Origin of the sequence: Bacteroides sp. MSK.18.37, assembly GCF_019129155.2 — a bacterium.
Lineage (GTDB): Bacteria > Bacteroidota > Bacteroidia > Bacteroidales > Bacteroidaceae > Bacteroides > Bacteroides ovatus.
This window is the reverse complement of record NZ_JAHOIB020000001.1, coordinates 2510485-2526692: the sequence shown is the minus strand read 5'-3', so window position 1 is coordinate 2526692 and position 16208 is coordinate 2510485. Positions and strand designations below refer to the sequence as shown.

Sequence of the window (16208 nt, the reverse complement as noted above, 5' to 3'; positions counted from 1 at the left end):
ATAAGGCAATTTATTTATTGCGAGTTAATTGCCTTTTTATTTTCTTCCCAACATGATGAACTAAAACTAGCAAAGATACATTTAGTGTGAGTTTTCTTAGAGCGTTGCATAAAAGTAAAAGGTCGTGTAAGCTAAAGTCGTTTTTTAGCGAATGCTGTAGGAATTTATATATATAACGTTTGATTGCTTTTTTGAATTTTCTTTCGTGAAGATGGGAATGGTAGTTTATACTAATCCATTCCATGAAAAGTATTGTTGCTCTAATCTTTTCTTTATTGAAATGAGTGGAGTTTGATATATTCTCTCCTTCAGCATTTCTCCAGCTGACAGGATTGCCTGGTAAAGATATGATTCCTCCTGTAAATTCTGCAAATTTAGCCCATGTTGCATCATCGGTGCACCAAGCCAAAGGGAATTTAATAAATCCTCCCGTTTGCTCCCATACTGTTCGGCTAAATACATACTCACAGGCGGCAGAACTAATTTTCCCAGATAATTTATCTAATAGGAATTCATATCCAGAAGTTAAATCGGTTTTAAAAGGAGGGTTTTTATACTTTAGTTTACCATACTCGTCAACGACTTCTAAAGGAAAACGGAATATATATTTTCCTTCAGAATGTTTTTGTGAGGCTCGAATTATACGTGCTACTCCGTCAAAGGGCATTAAGTCGTCATCTGAAAAAAGCCATATAAGTTCTTCTGCTGACAATAATATACATCGTTCCCAATGACCGGGTAGGTCTTTTTTGCCCATGTTTTGTTCAAAACGATGATATATAATGTCAAACTTGTTCTTGTAACGATCTACTATGGTCTCTAATGGGTAGGGACTTGCATCATCACCAATATATACGGTAAATTCGTGATTGTTTTGTTTAGCGATAGAATCAAGTGTTTCTTGCAAAAAACGTGGTTTATAAGCTGGTATAATAATTGCTAATTTTTTCATTTTTATTGCTATCAATTAGGTTTTGCAAATATACACATTCAGTTTGTTTAAATATTGTATTTGCAAACTTTTGTGATGGAAAACTATACTAGCAAGTTGCTGAATGCAAAATACCCCATAGAATTTTTTCTTTTGGCTTTTCAGTTATATATACGTATTGTTAATAATGGTTAATTGTAAGCGTGAAATTCTGCTCTATTTGTAAACAATCTCTTTTTAGATACTTCCTATGGATATTATTCCTTATTTTTGCAAGTAGAAAATGAATATTCAAATATGGAATCTCAATACTCGGTAAGCGTTATCATCCCTGTTCATAATACAGCTCCGTATTTGCGACGTTGTATAGAGTCTGTACGTAATCAGACGTTGAAAGATATAGAAATCATATTAGTGGATAATTTGTCGACCGATGATTCCCCTTCTATTTGTGATGAATATGCTAATATTGATTCTAGAGTAAAAGTGTTGCATCTTGATGAGGCAGGTTTATCTATAGCTCGTAATGCAGGAATTGAAATAGCGACTGCTCCATATATTGGGTTTATAGATAGCGATGATTATATTGAACCGACAATGTATGAAAACATGTTGTCAGTCATGGTACAGAACAAAGTTTATATGGTATATTGCAACTTTTGCTTTGAGTATGAAGATGGCCGTATAGAACAAATGTATCCTAATACAGCTAATGTGTATGTACGTACTAGTCAAGATGTTCAGCGAGATATTATTTTTGAGAGAGTAAGTAGTTCAGCTTGTACTAAACTTTTTGATAAGATTTTTTTTGATTCTTATCGCTTTCCTGTAGGTATGTTTTTTGAGGATCATGCGACTATTTATCGCTGGATAAGTATTTGCGATAAAATAGTTTGGATTGATGCTGCTTATTATCATTATATACAGAGAGGTGATAGTATTTGCCATACAATCAATCCTATAAAACGTTATCATTATTTCTTGGCTGAATATTCAAGATTGGAGTTTGCAAAGGAGCGGCGGTTGTTTGAAGGTAGAGATTGGTTTGATGCCGTCAATGTGATTGTGGAAAATTGCTTTAATCATTTTCAAGGGTTTATGACGGATCCTAATCATCAGTCGTATCCTGTTGAAATTAAAGATATGAGGAACAAGTTGAGTAGATGGCGTTTTTTGTCAAGAAAAGAATTGTCTTCTAAATATTATAAACGATTACGTAAGATAACTTATTTTTGGCCAATTTATTATTGGACTCACTTTGCCAAGAAAAAGAATTAAAAAATGATATAATGGAAAAAGAATACCCTTTAGTTTCGGTTATTATTCCTGTTTATAATGCGCACAATTCGATAACTAAAACGTTGCAGAGTGTTATTAATCAAACGTATACTAATCTTGAAATTGTTGTAGTGAATGATGGAAGTACAGATGATAGTTTAGATATAATAAAGACGTATGCGGCTGAAGATCCCCGGATTGTTGTATTTAATAAACAAAACGAAGGATTAGTGCAGGCGCGTAAATCGGGTATAGATATTGCTACTGGCAAATATATCCAATATTTAGATAGTGATGATATTATGCATGAGGATGCAATAACTAGGCTGGTTGCTAAAGCAGAGGAAACGCAAGCGGATATGGTAGTGGCCCCTTTTATGTTTTGCTATGATGGAGAGTTTCATAAATCAACTTTTTTTGATTTTGTAGAGTTGTCAGGCGTGGAGTTTTTGAAAAATATTCTTTTAAAAAAGGCTTATTGGTGTGTATGGTCAAAATTTCATCTTCGATCATTATATCAGAATGAAATAGAAAGGCCAGATATATCATTTGGTGAAGATGTCGTTCTTTCCACACAATTATTGTTATACTTACAAAAAGTCGTTTCAGTTGATTATATAATTATTGACTATAATTTTACCAATACGTCAATGTCACATCCAGCAACTTTTGATGATAAAAAGTATGGAGACTTTGTGAATTATACAATATGGATTGAAAATTATATTGATAAAAAAGGGTTGAGGGAAGAGATGAAGGAAGCACTTGCTCATTTCCATCTTGAAAATGCCTTTAGAAGAATTTATTGGAAACGTTTTGCTGATATTAGGAAGGAAATGAAACGGCTTGTTAATGAAATGGAATCCTATCCTTGTTTAATAAACAACTTGTCAAAAAGAGAACGTAAGATTGTGAATGCTTATAGAGTATCAGGTTTCTGGGGAGATTTGAAACTTAGATATTATAATATGCGCCATAAACTGTAATGTGCTCAGATAAATTAAGGCGTTGAGAAATGAAGCATATATTGTTTATCGCTTATAATCTAGCTGGTTGGAGGATTTGAATCTGTTGCAGTATAGTTGGTAAAATAAGATATAAAGAAATGAGTATTATTAGAAGGTGGCAAAGAAGTTGTTATAAAAGAATGTTGAAGGCTCGCTTAGTTACTCCTAAGGTTGTAGTGTTGATGGATGGTGGTATTTGTTCTCAAATGCTCCAATATTTGTTGGGAGAATTTTTTAGAAAGCGTGGATGTAAGGTTGTGTATGATCTATCCTTTTATAAGGAATGGGGAAGTGACATGGATTATAAATTTGCCCGCAATTTTGATTTGTTGAAAGTGTTTCCTTATTTGGGGCTGACAATTGCAACAGAGTTCGAAATCTCCTATTATAAGAGACATTTTTATTATGTTGGGAATAATACATCGGAATGGATAGATGATTTTTCATTTTTGGAAAAAAATCCCCCTATTTATTTAGGTGGATATTATCATTTGCCGATAAATATTTGGGTACCCGCATTTATGTCTACTTATAGAATCTCATCTGAAATATTTGATGAGGGTAGCAAAATGTTAATGTCAGAAATAAAACAGAATATCAATCCTGTAGCAGTGCATGTTCGACGGGGTGATTTAAGTGTTGAAGTTCGAGCGTATGGGAAGCCTGCTTCTTTGAGCTATTTTAAAAGGGCTGTTGATTATATGGAAAAAGAGACTGTTATGCCTTTTTTTTACTTTTTCTCAGATGAGCCGGAATGGGTGGCATCAGAACTTATTCCCTATCTTGAATTTGCAAATGAGAATTACAAGGTGGTGGATATAAATGGTTCAGATAAGGGGTATATGGATTTGTTTTTGATAGCTTATTGCAAACATCAGATAACAAGTAAAGGTACTTTGGGAAAGTATGGTGCTTTATTGAGAGATAGTGCAGATAAAATAGTGATTCTTTGTGATGATAAAGTTGAATATCAGTGGAAAGGAGTTTTCCATAATTCTGTATTTTTATAATAGAGAAAAATTGGATAACTAATCAGCCGATTTAAATTTTTGGCAGATTAGCTTAATCCTTTCCCATAAAGAGTTTTTTCTTCGCAATAATTCATGCCCGCCATATTGGGGTTTATTTTTGTCTCGAATGAGGATTATTGGTTCAAAAGGAAGGAGCCAACCTTCTGGGTATAGATATGCAGGGGACAATGTAATAGCTGGTGGATTATCTAAAAAGTATTTATTGATTAGAGATTCGTCGTGCCAAATTGGTATTATATGGTTTGTGGCATCTCTGTCAACCCATGAGCAAATTGTTGTGCAGAGTTTCAAGTAGGCCTTTGTACATCCACCTGAAAGCCCTCCAGCGTAATAATATCGACCTTCTCCCTCTGGGATATAGGCAGTAGAAGCATCTCTTCGCTCGTATGTAAATTCGGAGTTCGGTTTATTGTAGAATCCAGGGTGCATAGTTCCTAGTAATCCGTTACTATCTGATGGTGGTAGAATTTCTTTGCCAATAGGACTGGTGAATAAGAGATTGGCATTGAAGAAAAATAGATAGTCGGTTTCTCGCTCTAACTGTTCCTTGATACGAAGGAATATATGGAAACGTTTTAATGTGTTGTCAGGCCATCCTAAATTCTTTTGTTTGATCCGGTGAATATGTTTGTTGTTTTCTTCGTCATATAGTTTAGGACTATCAGTAAATACATAATACTCGATAATGAAAGATTGGTCTTGCATAAAATAACGTTCTGCGCTTAGATAAAAGTCTTTCCAAAAAATGTCATATTTGCCAGTACAGATATATAATATACCAATTCTCATTTTATTTATTGCTTTGATTCATATTATTGGCAAATATATAAAGATTTATTTTATATTATTTGTTTGAGGTGTTTTTATTTTCTGTGAATTACCGGTAGCAGGAGCTTTTTAAAAGTAAATTCTATTTATTTCTGGTCATGAGTGTCTTGCAAATGGGTAGTAAGCATTCGGTGAACCCCGTTTTTTCTATAGTTCTTACTCTGTATCTTTGCAAGTTTTTTCCAGTGCAAACATATAATATACCAATTCTCATGTTTATTGTTTTAATTTTAGACCTTCGGTTTTGTCCATTTGAGAGTGTTATTTATATTGATTATACTAAAAATAAAGCAGTAAGTAGTAGAATTGCTAATAGTATAGAGATACTTACGAATATTGAGTATAGACGTTTGTATTTTCTGTATTTTGGTTTATAGTCTGTTTTTTGTGCAAGGGCTATTAAAGGTTTTTTATATAGGTCAAGGATGTATTGTAAATGATAGCATAACCATTGGTCTTGTTTTTGACCTAGGTAATTAAAAAAGAGAATAAAATAGTATATATACCCTGCATAGCCTTGACTGTTATTGTCAAATATAGTCCGAAAGAATGATTCTCTGGTGTCAAATCCTGCTTCTTCGAGGTTGCTGCATGGTTTCATTCCATGAAAATGGATAAGCTTAGCATTCCCATTAATTCCCCAGTACGGTTTCCAGTTATATTCAATAGGTAAAATTTCCATGTCCTTGAAACACAGCTCGTTTAAGTACCCTTGATCAAAAAGTCCTGAAGTAGATCTTTGCCTTTTTTTCATCATCTCTACAAATTGCTGATATTTGATTCTCATTCCTTGGATGTTCATGACTAATATTCCAGCATTGAAATAACTCATTCTTTTTGTATCGCGTTCAAATTCGGGAGCAGCAGCTAAATAAGCAGGATGAGGTAGATCTTTCAGTAATATATCATCATTAAAGATTATGTCCATATCGGTGTATAATACATATTCGTCTTCTTTTTCTATTATAGGAATCTCCATTCTCATGAATGTGCCGAATATTCGACTATATTCTATATCTTTTCCTAGTTCTGTTTCCATCCATTCGTGAGAATATATTTCCATTAGTTCCTTTTTATATGGTAATTCATGGATGATGATCTCAACTTTAAAATCTTTTAGTAAGTTGTAAACAGGATCGCCAATTTTACCATCATATAGGCAAATTAATCGAAGAGATGTGTTTTTACGAGCACTAATTAAGGTTACCTTTAACATGTTAAAGTAATCTTTTCTGTTGACAATAGAGTCTGTCAAACAAATATAACATTTCATAATTTATAGAATATATAAAATAAATTATACTAATATGTTTCTCAAAGCTATCATAACTGTAAGTTATACAATAGTCCTTGCCAAACTGTTAGAATTGTATTGTATCTTACAAAAATAAGCAAAAAAAACTTTTACTAAGACGTTTTGATAAATAATTGTGATATGTTAGGATTTTCTTTCCTGAAGAATTGAATTCGAAGAGTTAAGGATGGATGATCTACATTCTATATTTATCTGTTAGCTTTGGAAGTCTGGAGTTTTTTATTTTTTTAAATCTAAGTTTGTCCTTACAGGATTTTATCCTTAGTTTTGTGAACTATTTTTTTATGAATTAGAGATATTCGTATAAAAGTATCTTAATATATAAAATTGATTTGAATAAATATGATTTCTATTATAATATGCAGTAGGTTTCAATCCATCTCTAAGGAATTGAAGGATAATATTGAGAATACGGTTGGGGTTGTTCATGAGATTATATGTATTGATAACAGTAAAAGTCAATATGATATATTTAGTGCTTATAACGAAGGGGTCAAAAGGAGCCAATATCCACTTCTATGTTTTATGCATGAAGATATTTTACATTACACTAGTGATTGGGGAAAGCTTCTGATAAATCATTTCAGAGATTTGAAAGTAGGGCTTATTGGAATTTCTGGACCACGTTTTATTAGTCAAATACCGGGTATTTGGTGGGGACCTGGAAGTACAGATGCAGGAAAGGATGCAATTTGCCAGTATTCTATTGACACTAATAGAGCTGATCCAACCATTACTTATAATACTTGCTTTAAACCCATTGCAGATGCGAATGCCATAGAAGTGGTAGCAGTGGATGGATGTTTTTTTTGCATGAGGAAATCTGTTTTTGATAAAATAAGATTTGATGAAATAAATTACAAAGGATTTCATTTTTATGATCTTGATATCTCATTGCAGGTTTATATGCTGGGACTGAAATCATTATGTGTATATGATATTCTAATAGAGCACATTAGTAATTCAAAGCTAGATAATGAATGGCTGACTAATGCACGAATATTTTTCACAAAATGGAAAAACTGTCTGCCGATAGTAAGTTATCCAGTGTCAGCAAAAGAAAGAAGAGTTTTAGAGAAGAACAATCTTCAAACTATGAATTATATTATTAATGAGAATAATCGAAAGCCTAGTCATTATTATAAATTCTCAGAGAAGCTATATTTATTGCGATACTGCTGTGATAAAAAAATGCTTCAGTCACTAATCTATTAGGTAAAATGTGTCACTTTATGTTGAGTGGAGCACGGCTTTTCATTTAAGAAATATTGTTTATCGCTTGTTATTGTAATAAAAATCCTTATATTCGTGTGCAGCGATGCGGAAGCATCGCCTTAGGCATTTCTTCTTATCGTTCATTTTTAATTTCTTTCTACTTTGTGAGTTGTACGTCCGGTAACTACATCAGAGGTCTCTGATTTTACAATAGGTGGTTATACCTTTGAAGTAGGTGGGAAGAATAAATCGCAGAAGCAGGTGCATGATGTGGAGAATGCGTATATCGTGAAAGATGATATTGAGTACGGGATGCGGAATGTGATTCCTCTTTGGACATTTGGTTTTTTATATTGAGATAATATGTATATTTGTACGATGTGAACTTAAACAGATTGAAATATGGGTGGCAAGATTTACCCTATTGGTATACAGAATTTTGAGAAACTCCGTAGAGGTGGCTATTTTTATATTGATAAAACGGCATTGATTTATCAATTGGTGAAAACCGGGAGTTACTATATCTTAAGTCGGCCGCGCCGTTTTGGCAAAAGTCTGCTTATTTCTACGCTTGAAGCTTACTTTCAAGGAAAGCAGGAACTCTTTGAAGGGCTGGCTATGGAGAAGCTGGAAAAAGATTGGGTAAAATATCCTATATTACATCTTGATCTTAATACGGAAAAATACGATACTCCGGAAAGTTTGGAGAATAAACTGAATGGGGCGTTGGTGGAATGGGAGAAGATATATGGCGAAGAGCCCTCGGATAAATCTTTAGCGATGCGTTTTGAGGGGATTATTAGGCGTGCCTGTCAGCAAGAGGGGCAAAGTGTGGTGATCCTAGTGGATGAGTATGATAAGCCGATGTTACAGGCTATTGGTGATGATGTTTTGCAAAAGAGTTTCCGCAATACATTGAAAGCCTTCTACGGCGCATTGAAAAGTCAGGATGGGTGTATCAAGTTTGCTTTGTTGACGGGAGTTACCAAGTTCGGTAAAGTCAGTGTGTTCAGTGATTTGAATAACCTGAATGACATTTCAATGTGGAATAAGTATATAGATATTTGTGGTGTGAGCGAACAGGAGCTATACGATAATCTGGATGCCGAACTTCATGAATTTGCCAATGTGCAGGGAGTGACGTATGAAGAGATATGTGCCAGGTTGAAAGAAATGTATGATGGCTATCATTTCACGCACAATTCCAAAGGAATGTACAATCCTTTCAGTCTGCTTTTAGCTTTTGATAGGAATGAGTTTAAAAGCTACTGGTTTGAAACAGGTACTCCCACTTATTTGGTGGAATTGCTGAAGAAACACCATTACGACCTTCATCGGATGGCCCATGAAGAAACCGATGAACAGGTACTGAACAGTATGGATTCTGAATCTACCAATCCTATTCCGGTGATTTATCAGAGCGGATATCTCACCATTAAGGGATATGATGAAGAATTTGGTATTTACCGTTTAGGTTTTCCTAATCGTGAAGTGGAGGAAGGATTTATCCGTTTTCTGCTTCCTTATTATGCGAACGTCAATAAAGTGGAATCTCCCTTTGAAATCCAAAAATTTGTTCGTGAGGTACGTGCTGGTGATTACGAATCTTTTTTCCGCCGTCTGCAAAGTTTCTTTTCGGATATTCCTTATGAACTAGCACGCGAATTGGAATTACATTATCAGAATGTACTATATATCGTGTGTAAACTGGTAGGCTTCTATGTAAAAGCGGAATATCATACGAGTGAGGGCCGTGTGGATATGGTATTGCAGACCGATAAATTTATCTACATCATGGAATTTAAATTGAATGGTACGGCGGAAGAAGCTTTGCGGCAGATAGAGGATAAACATTATGCTCGTCCGTTTGCAACGGATTCGCGGAAACTTTTCAAGATTGGCGTTAACTTTAGTGTTGAAACAAGAAATATAGAAAAGTGGTTGGTGGAGAATTGATGCGCCTCTGAAATGGATATAAAATATTCATTTCTCATGTTCTCATAAATATGACCTAAGTGTCAGATTGTTAATGGTGTAAGCTATGAGAAATGATTTTAAATTTAGTGTTTCTCATAGCTTTATTCACAAATAGACCTTAATTTGGCTTATTTCTCATACCCGTTGAAATCATTTCTCATAATGCCCCGGAGTTGGTACATAAATAGGCTGTGTGGGTTTGCCTATATTCTGTAAGTTTCCTTGTGCCTTTAGACGACGAATCTGTCTGCTGGCCATGCTTTGGGTAAAACAACAGAGTGACTGCATATTACTACGGGTCAATACAGGATGGGTTGCAAAATAGGCAGTGAGTTTCTTGTCGATCTCTTCTTCTGAAAGAGAAGCCGAATGTGGCTTGTATTTCGAACGTCGTAAGTGACTACTCATACACAAACTCTTTAAATTCCTGTCAGCCTGGAAGTTAATGGATTTTAGTTTCACTTTATCTGCACGGGTGGTAAGCGAGTGCACGGGTTCGGTCGCTTGCAATGTAATCTGGAAATAGCCGATCCCATCCAGATGTACTCGTTCTCCTTCGCATAGGTGGTTGCCCATGCATCTGCTCAATTCCATTAGCATGGCTTCTACTTCCGCTTTTCCGAAAGTGGTTGCCATGTGGATTTCTCTTGCCAATTTTTGAGTAGTCACATGTTGAAAGTTGACTACCCGTGGATGATAACTAGGTTCTTCTCCTTCTTTCTCCGGTTGGGGATTCTTATAAAACTCGAATTGTATTGCCATCTTTGTTCTAATTTAATGGTTGTTTATATATTATGTAATTGATGCGCTTAGTGTATCTTGCCTTTATTCTTTTATTATTTAACTACCAGCTAGTTCGTTCCACTAGAGTGAACGGTTCTTTTCACTCTAGTAGACAGATCTTTCTACTCTAGTGAACAGAACCGTTCACTGTAGTGAAACGATTGAGATCCTCTTTCAAAGATACGACATTATTAACTGAAAAACAAATAATTACACGGTTGTTTACATGTAAATAATAGATGAGGGCTGTGTAAAATAAGGTTGGCCAATGAGCGAAATGAATGGTTGGTATTTGACTATGAGAAATGATCCGGAATACTATGATAAATAGACAATTTTTGAGTAAAAATGAAAGACAAAGTATGAGAAATACCGGATTTAAAAACGTTTCTCATGGTGTACTATGCTGATTTTGTGTGTTTTATCTGAAACTTATGAGAATATGAGAATAAGAATTGCAAATCATTACTAGTGGACGTGCGTTTGGGAGGTGTCAAATTTGTTTATACGGGATATTAACCGTACATTTGTCTGTGGTAATAATCGCCCTACAAACACATGCAGGACAAATAAATTAATTAAGCAATGAGAATAACATTGGTAAGAGACGATGGCAAGGTGAACACTATGCGTACGTTAAGAATCGAACAGCTCGTAGAGCAAATGAAAGTGGAAACCAAAGCACAGTCTGTTTCAAAAATGAGAGAAGTCCTGCCTTTTATGCTTCCGGGTGATAAAAATGACTATGTGCAGAAAGTGCAGAAGGTGATACCTGCAGCGGCCTTTTTCCGCAAAGACGGAATAACGACCATGAGTGAATACAACGGAATTGTGATGATTCAGGTGAATAACTTATCCGGGAATATGGAAGCGGATGAAGTGAAAGAGCGGGTGAGGGAGCTGCCGCAAACTTATTTAGCTTTCACCGGTTCTTCCGGAAAGTCAGTGAAGATATGGGTCCGTTTTACTTATCCCAATGACCTTTTACCGGAAACCCGTGAACAGGCAGAGCTTTTTCATGCACACGCCTATCGGTTGGCTGTGAAATTCTATCAGCCCCAACTTCCTTTTGATATCGAACTGAAAGAACCTTCATTGGAACAATATTGTCGCTGGACTTTTGATCCGGATTTGTATTTTAATCCCGAAGCGATGCCTATTTATATGAAACAACCTGTGGCTATGCCGGGCGAAACCACTTATCGTGAACGGGTGCAAACGGAAACTTCACCATTGCAACGGCTTGCACCGGGGTATGAAAGATGTGATGCGCTTTCTGTTCTTTTTGAAGCAGCCTTCGCACGTGCACTGGATGAGGAGGATGGTTATCAACCGGAAGAAGGTGATAAACAGTCTTTGTTGATAAATCTGGCCGGGTATTGTTTTCGCGCCGGTATTCCTGAAGAAGATACGGTGCGATGGTGTCGGGCGCATTATCGTTTGCCAAAAGATGATACATTGGTTCGGGGGACTGTACGGAATGTATATCGGACTTCAGAGGGATTTGCGAGTAAGAGCAGCCTGTTGCCGGAACAATTATTTGTCATGCAGATGGATGAGTTTATGAAACGGCGTTATGATTTCCGTTTCAACCAACTAACGTCACAAGTGGAATGTCGCGAACGGAATAGCTTTAATTTTTATTTTCTTCCGGTGGATAAACGGTTGATGGCAAGCATTACAATGAATGCACAATATGAGGGGCTTAAACTTTGGGATAAAGATGTCGTGCGTTTCCTGAATTCGGATCATGTACCGGTTTATCAACCTATTGAAGAGTTTCTTTATGACCTTCCTCGTTGGAACGGTAAGGATTATATTGGCAATTTAGCCAAACGGGTTCCTTGTGACCATCCTTATTGGACTCAATTGTTTCGTCGTTGGTTTCTTAGTATGGTCGCACATTGGCGTGGGATGGGTAAGAATCATGCGAATAGCACTTCGCCTATATTGATAGGCCCGCAAGCTTATCGTAAGTCTACATTTTGCCGCTTGATCTTACCACCATGTTTACAGGCATATTATACGGACAGTATCGATTTCAGTCGGAAACGGGATGCTGAACTGTATTTGAATCGCTTTTTATTGATTAATATGGATGAGTTCGATCAGATTGGCATCAGTCAGCAGTCTTTTCTCAAGCATATTCTGCAAAAGCCTGTTGTCAATACGCGACGTCCGAATGCTTCGGCAGTGGAGGAACTCCGCCGGTACGCTTCTTTTATAGGCACAAGTAATCATAAGGATCTGTTGACGGATACTTCCGGCAGTCGCCGTTTTATCGGTGTCGAGGTGACGGGAGTGATAGATGTGGTCCGCCCTATTGATTATGAGCAGTTATATGCACAGGCAATGGCTGCATTGCGGAGTAATGAGCGCTATTGGTTTGATGAAAAAGAGGAGGCGATTATGACGGAGGCTAACCGGGAGTTTGAACAGTCGCCGGTGATTGAACAATTGTTTCAGGTATATTACCGGGCAGCGGAAGAGGAAGAAGAGGGAGAATGGTTACTTGCTGCGGATATCCTTCAACGGATACAAAAAGCAAGTAAAATGAAGTTTTCTTCCGGGCAAGTTAATTATTTCGGACGTCTCTTGCAGAGATTGGGTGTAAAGTCGTTCAGGAAAACGCGTGGGGTTTATTATCATGTGGTGCCTGTTGAGTAGGGATGATGATGAAATAATGTATAGTAGATGGCTTTTATTATTTTATAATAATTATCTTTGCGTAATAACGTGAGATGTATGAAGACTATGATAAGAAATCCTTTTATAACAAGCGGATATGTCTCTGCTGATTATTTTTGCGATCGCCGTTTTGAGAGCGAACAGTTGGTGCGCGAGGTGATGAATGGGAATAATTTGGCTCTTGTCTCTACCCGGCGAATGGGAAAAACAGGGCTGATCCGTCATTGCTTTCAGTTTCCTGAAATTAAACAGGGTTACTATACCTTTTTTATTGATATATATGATAGCCGTTCATTGCGTGATTTGGTCTTTGCACTTAGTAAGGAGATTTTGGAAGTACTGAAACCTATGGGGAAGAAAGCTTTGCATGGCTTTTGGGAATGTGTAAAATCTTTGCAGGCTAGTATCTCTTTTGATGTGAATGGTATGCCTTCTTTGAATCTGGGATTAGGAGATATACAAGCTCCGGCTACTACGCTTGATGAAATCTTCCGGTATTTAGAGCAAGCGGATAAGCCTTGTTTGATTGCTATTGATGAATTTCAGCAGATTACTGGATATGTGGAGAAAAATGTAGAGGCTACTCTCCGGACTTATGTGCAGCATTGTAATAATGCGCGTTTCATTTTTGCCGGGAGCCAGCGACATGTGATGGGGAATATGTTTTTGACGCCTTCCAGACCTTTTTATCAAAGTGTGTCAATGATGCATTTGGAAAGTATTCCTTTAGAAGAATATATTCGTTTTGCAAGTATGCATTTCAAACGTGCAGGCAAAGAAATAGAGGAAAGTGCTGTTACCACAGTTTATCAACAGTTTGAAGGAATCACATGGTATATACAAAAAGTATTGAATACACTTTATGATATGACCCCGGAGTACGGAGTTTGTAAAGTGGGAATGGTGTCAGGGGCTATTCGGCAGATTATTGATTCATTCAGATATACTTATTCGGAAATTCTTTTTCGTTTGCCGGAGAAACAAAAGGAACTGCTAATTGCTATCACTAAAGAAGGAAGGGCTAAAGCTCTCACTTCCGGCACTTTTATTAAAAAATACAAACTGGCTTCTGCTAGTTCAGTTCAGGCAGCACTAAAAGGGTTGCTGGAAAAGGATTTTGTGACTCAGGAAATGGGTATTTGTCAAATATATGATCGTTTCTTGGGTATTTGGCTGAAAGAGAATTATTAAGTCATATTTCATTTATTGAAGAGGGCTTTTCGATAAATCGCGTTAATAATTAATAGAAACTGCTGCCTGTTAATCTGTTTTATTGTATCTTTGCGGTCTTAACTTTTTTAATGGTAAATAATGAAGGAATTTCTACAACTAATGCGACGTTTTGTGTCGCCTTATAAGAAGTATATCGGCTGGGCTATTTTGCTGAATATTTTGTCTGCTGTATTCAATGTGTTCTCATTTACTTTTTTGATTCCTATCTTGAGTATTCTGTTTAAAACAGAAGGAGCAGATAAGGTGTACCATTTTATGGAATGGGGTAGTGGCGATTTAGCAGATGTTGCCAAGAATAACTTCTATTATTACATCTCTCAGATGATTGTGGATAATGGTCCCACTGTAGCTCTTATTTTCTTGGGACTATTCCTGATGGTGATGACATTGTTTAAAACCGGTTGTTACTTTGCTTCTTCAGCCGTGATGATTCCATTACGTACAGGAGTGGTACGTGATATTCGTATTATGGTGTATGCTAAGGTAATGCGTCTGCCGATGTCTTTCTTCTCGGAAGAAAGAAAGGGAGATATTATAGCTCGTATGAGTGGTGATGTGGGGGAAGTGGAAAATTCCATTACCAGTTCATTGGATATGTTGATGAAAAGCCCGATTCTGATTATTATATATTTTGTGACATTGGTTACGGTTAGTTGGCAGTTGACTCTTTTTACTATCATTGTATTACCGGGAATGGGTTGGTTGATGGGAGTCGTCGGAAGAAAACTGAAACGTCAATCACTGGAAGCACAGGCTAAGTGGAGTGATACGATGTCACAATTAGAAGAAACACTGGGAGGCTTGCGCATCATCAAGGCTTTTATTGCGGAAGATAAAATGATTAACCGCTTCACCAAATGTAGCAACGAGCTCCGGGATGCGACAAACAAGGTTGCTATACGTCAGGCTATGGCTCATCCGATGAGTGAGTTCTTAGGAACGATTCTGATTGTAGCTGTATTGTGGTTTGGAGGTACATTGATTTTAGGAAAGAATGCAACCATCGATGCTCCTACATTCATCTTCTATATGGTTATCTTATATAGTGTAATCAATCCATTGAAAGACTTTGCTAAAGCGGGATACAACATTCCGAAAGGGTTGGCTTCCATGGAACGTGTGGACAAAATCCTGAAGGCAGAGAATAAGATTAAGGAAATTCCGAATCCGAAACCGTTGAAAGGTTTGAATGATAGAATCGAATTTAAAGATATCTCTTTCAGCTATGATGGTAAAAGAGAGGTGTTGAAGCATGTAAACCTGACAGTTCCCAAAGGAAAAACAATCGCACTGGTTGGCCAATCGGGATCCGGTAAATCTACATTAGTCGATTTGTTGCCGCGTTACCACGATGTGCAGGAAGGTGATATTACCATTGACGGAACAAGTATTCGTGATGTACGTATTGCAGATTTGCGCAGTTTGATTGGTAATGTAAACCAGGAGGCTATTCTGTTTAATGATACATTCTTCAATAACATTGCTTTTGGTGTGGAGAATGCGACAATGGAACAAGTAGTAGAGGCGGCGAAGATTGCCAATGCGCATGATTTCATTATGGAGAAACCGGAAGGATATAATATGAATATCGGTGACCGTGGCGGAAAATTGTCCGGTGGTCAGCGTCAGCGTATCAGTATTGCGCGTGCTATTTTGAAGAATCCTCCGATTCTGATTCTTGATGAGGCTACTTCTGCTTTGGATACCGAATCAGAACGTCTTGTACAGGAAGCGTTGGAACGTTTGATGAAAACACGTACGACGATTGCTATTGCCCACCGTCTTTCTACGATTAAGAATGCAGATGAAATCTGTGTACTGTATGAGGGTGAGATTGTGGAACGTGGTAAGCATGAAGAACTCATAGAGTTAAACGGTTACTATAAACGTCTGCATGATATGCAGCAGTTGTAATTCTTGAT

Annotated in this window: 12 protein-coding genes and 1 pseudogene; 9 read left to right on the top strand and 4 right to left on the bottom strand. The window is 36.8% G+C overall.

Annotation, left to right across the window (positions count from 1 at the left end):
* Positions 1-10 precede the first annotated feature (10 nt).
* Positions 11-952 (bottom strand): glycosyltransferase family 2 protein, encoded by a 942-nt coding sequence (locus KSX81_RS10550; protein ID WP_004298289.1) that lies wholly within the window; start codon positions 950-952, stop codon positions 11-13.
* Positions 953-1228: 276 nt separating this feature from the next.
* Here KSX81_RS10550 and KSX81_RS10545 point away from each other — a divergent pair, with 276 nt between their 5' ends.
* The 3 genes from KSX81_RS10545 (at position 1229) to KSX81_RS10535 (ending at position 4226) form a co-directional block, all read left to right on the top strand.
* Positions 1229-2209 carry a glycosyltransferase family 2 protein gene (locus KSX81_RS10545; protein WP_004298288.1) on the top strand — a complete coding sequence of 327 codons (981 nt, stop codon included), beginning with the start codon at positions 1229-1231 and terminating at the stop codon, positions 2207-2209.
* 11 nt (positions 2210-2220) lie between these two features.
* Entirely contained in the window at positions 2221-3195 is a 975-nt protein-coding gene (locus KSX81_RS10540) for a glycosyltransferase family 2 protein (RefSeq protein ID WP_004308033.1), read from the top strand.
* A 119-nt stretch (positions 3196-3314) separates the two neighbouring features.
* Positions 3315-4226, top strand: coding sequence for an alpha-1,2-fucosyltransferase (locus KSX81_RS10535; protein WP_004322485.1), 912 nt, complete (start codon positions 3315-3317; stop codon positions 4224-4226).
* A gap of 18 nt (positions 4227-4244) precedes the next feature.
* On the opposite strand, the gene KSX81_RS10530 is transcribed toward KSX81_RS10535, so the two are convergent.
* On the bottom strand, positions 4245-5036 hold the full coding sequence (locus tag KSX81_RS10530; protein WP_004298285.1) for a family 6 glucosyltransferase: 792 nt from the start codon (positions 5034-5036) through the stop codon (positions 4245-4247).
* Positions 5037-5349: 313 nt separating this feature from the next.
* A complete protein-coding gene (locus KSX81_RS10525) occupies positions 5350-6348 on the bottom strand; it encodes a glycosyltransferase (protein WP_004322484.1) in 999 nt (332 codons plus the stop codon).
* Between the two features lie 384 nt (positions 6349-6732).
* Here KSX81_RS10525 and KSX81_RS10520 point away from each other — a divergent pair, with 384 nt between their 5' ends.
* From KSX81_RS10520 to KSX81_RS10510, 3 genes and pseudogenes are all read left to right on the top strand, one after another.
* Positions 6733-7605, top strand: coding sequence for a glycosyltransferase (locus KSX81_RS10520; RefSeq protein WP_004298281.1), 873 nt, complete (start codon positions 6733-6735; stop codon positions 7603-7605).
* Positions 7606-7773: 168 nt separating this feature from the next.
* A pseudogene (locus KSX81_RS10515) lies at positions 7774-7962 on the top strand (ATP-binding protein); the annotation flags it as partial.
* A 45-nt stretch (positions 7963-8007) separates the two neighbouring features.
* Positions 8008-9561 (top strand): ATP-binding protein, encoded by a 1554-nt coding sequence (locus KSX81_RS10510; protein WP_004298280.1) that lies wholly within the window; start codon positions 8008-8010, stop codon positions 9559-9561.
* A gap of 171 nt (positions 9562-9732) precedes the next feature.
* On the opposite strand, the gene KSX81_RS10505 is transcribed toward KSX81_RS10510, so the two are convergent.
* Entirely contained in the window at positions 9733-10344 is a 612-nt protein-coding gene (locus KSX81_RS10505) for an HU family DNA-binding protein (RefSeq protein ID WP_004298279.1), read from the bottom strand.
* A gap of 606 nt (positions 10345-10950) precedes the next feature.
* Here KSX81_RS10505 and KSX81_RS10500 point away from each other — a divergent pair.
* From KSX81_RS10500 to KSX81_RS10490, 3 genes are all read left to right on the top strand, one after another.
* Positions 10951-13032: a BT4734/BF3469 family protein gene (locus KSX81_RS10500; protein WP_004298277.1), complete on the top strand. Its 2082-nt coding sequence runs from the start codon at positions 10951-10953 to the stop codon at positions 13030-13032.
* Between the two features lie 78 nt (positions 13033-13110).
* A complete protein-coding gene (locus KSX81_RS10495; protein ID WP_004298276.1) occupies positions 13111-14244 on the top strand; it encodes an AAA family ATPase in 1134 nt (377 codons plus the stop codon).
* A 120-nt stretch (positions 14245-14364) separates the two neighbouring features.
* Complete coding sequence (locus tag KSX81_RS10490; RefSeq protein WP_004298275.1) at positions 14365-16200, top strand: ABC transporter ATP-binding protein; 1836 nt, start codon at positions 14365-14367, stop codon at positions 16198-16200.
* The last annotated feature ends 8 nt before the right edge of the window (positions 16201-16208 follow it).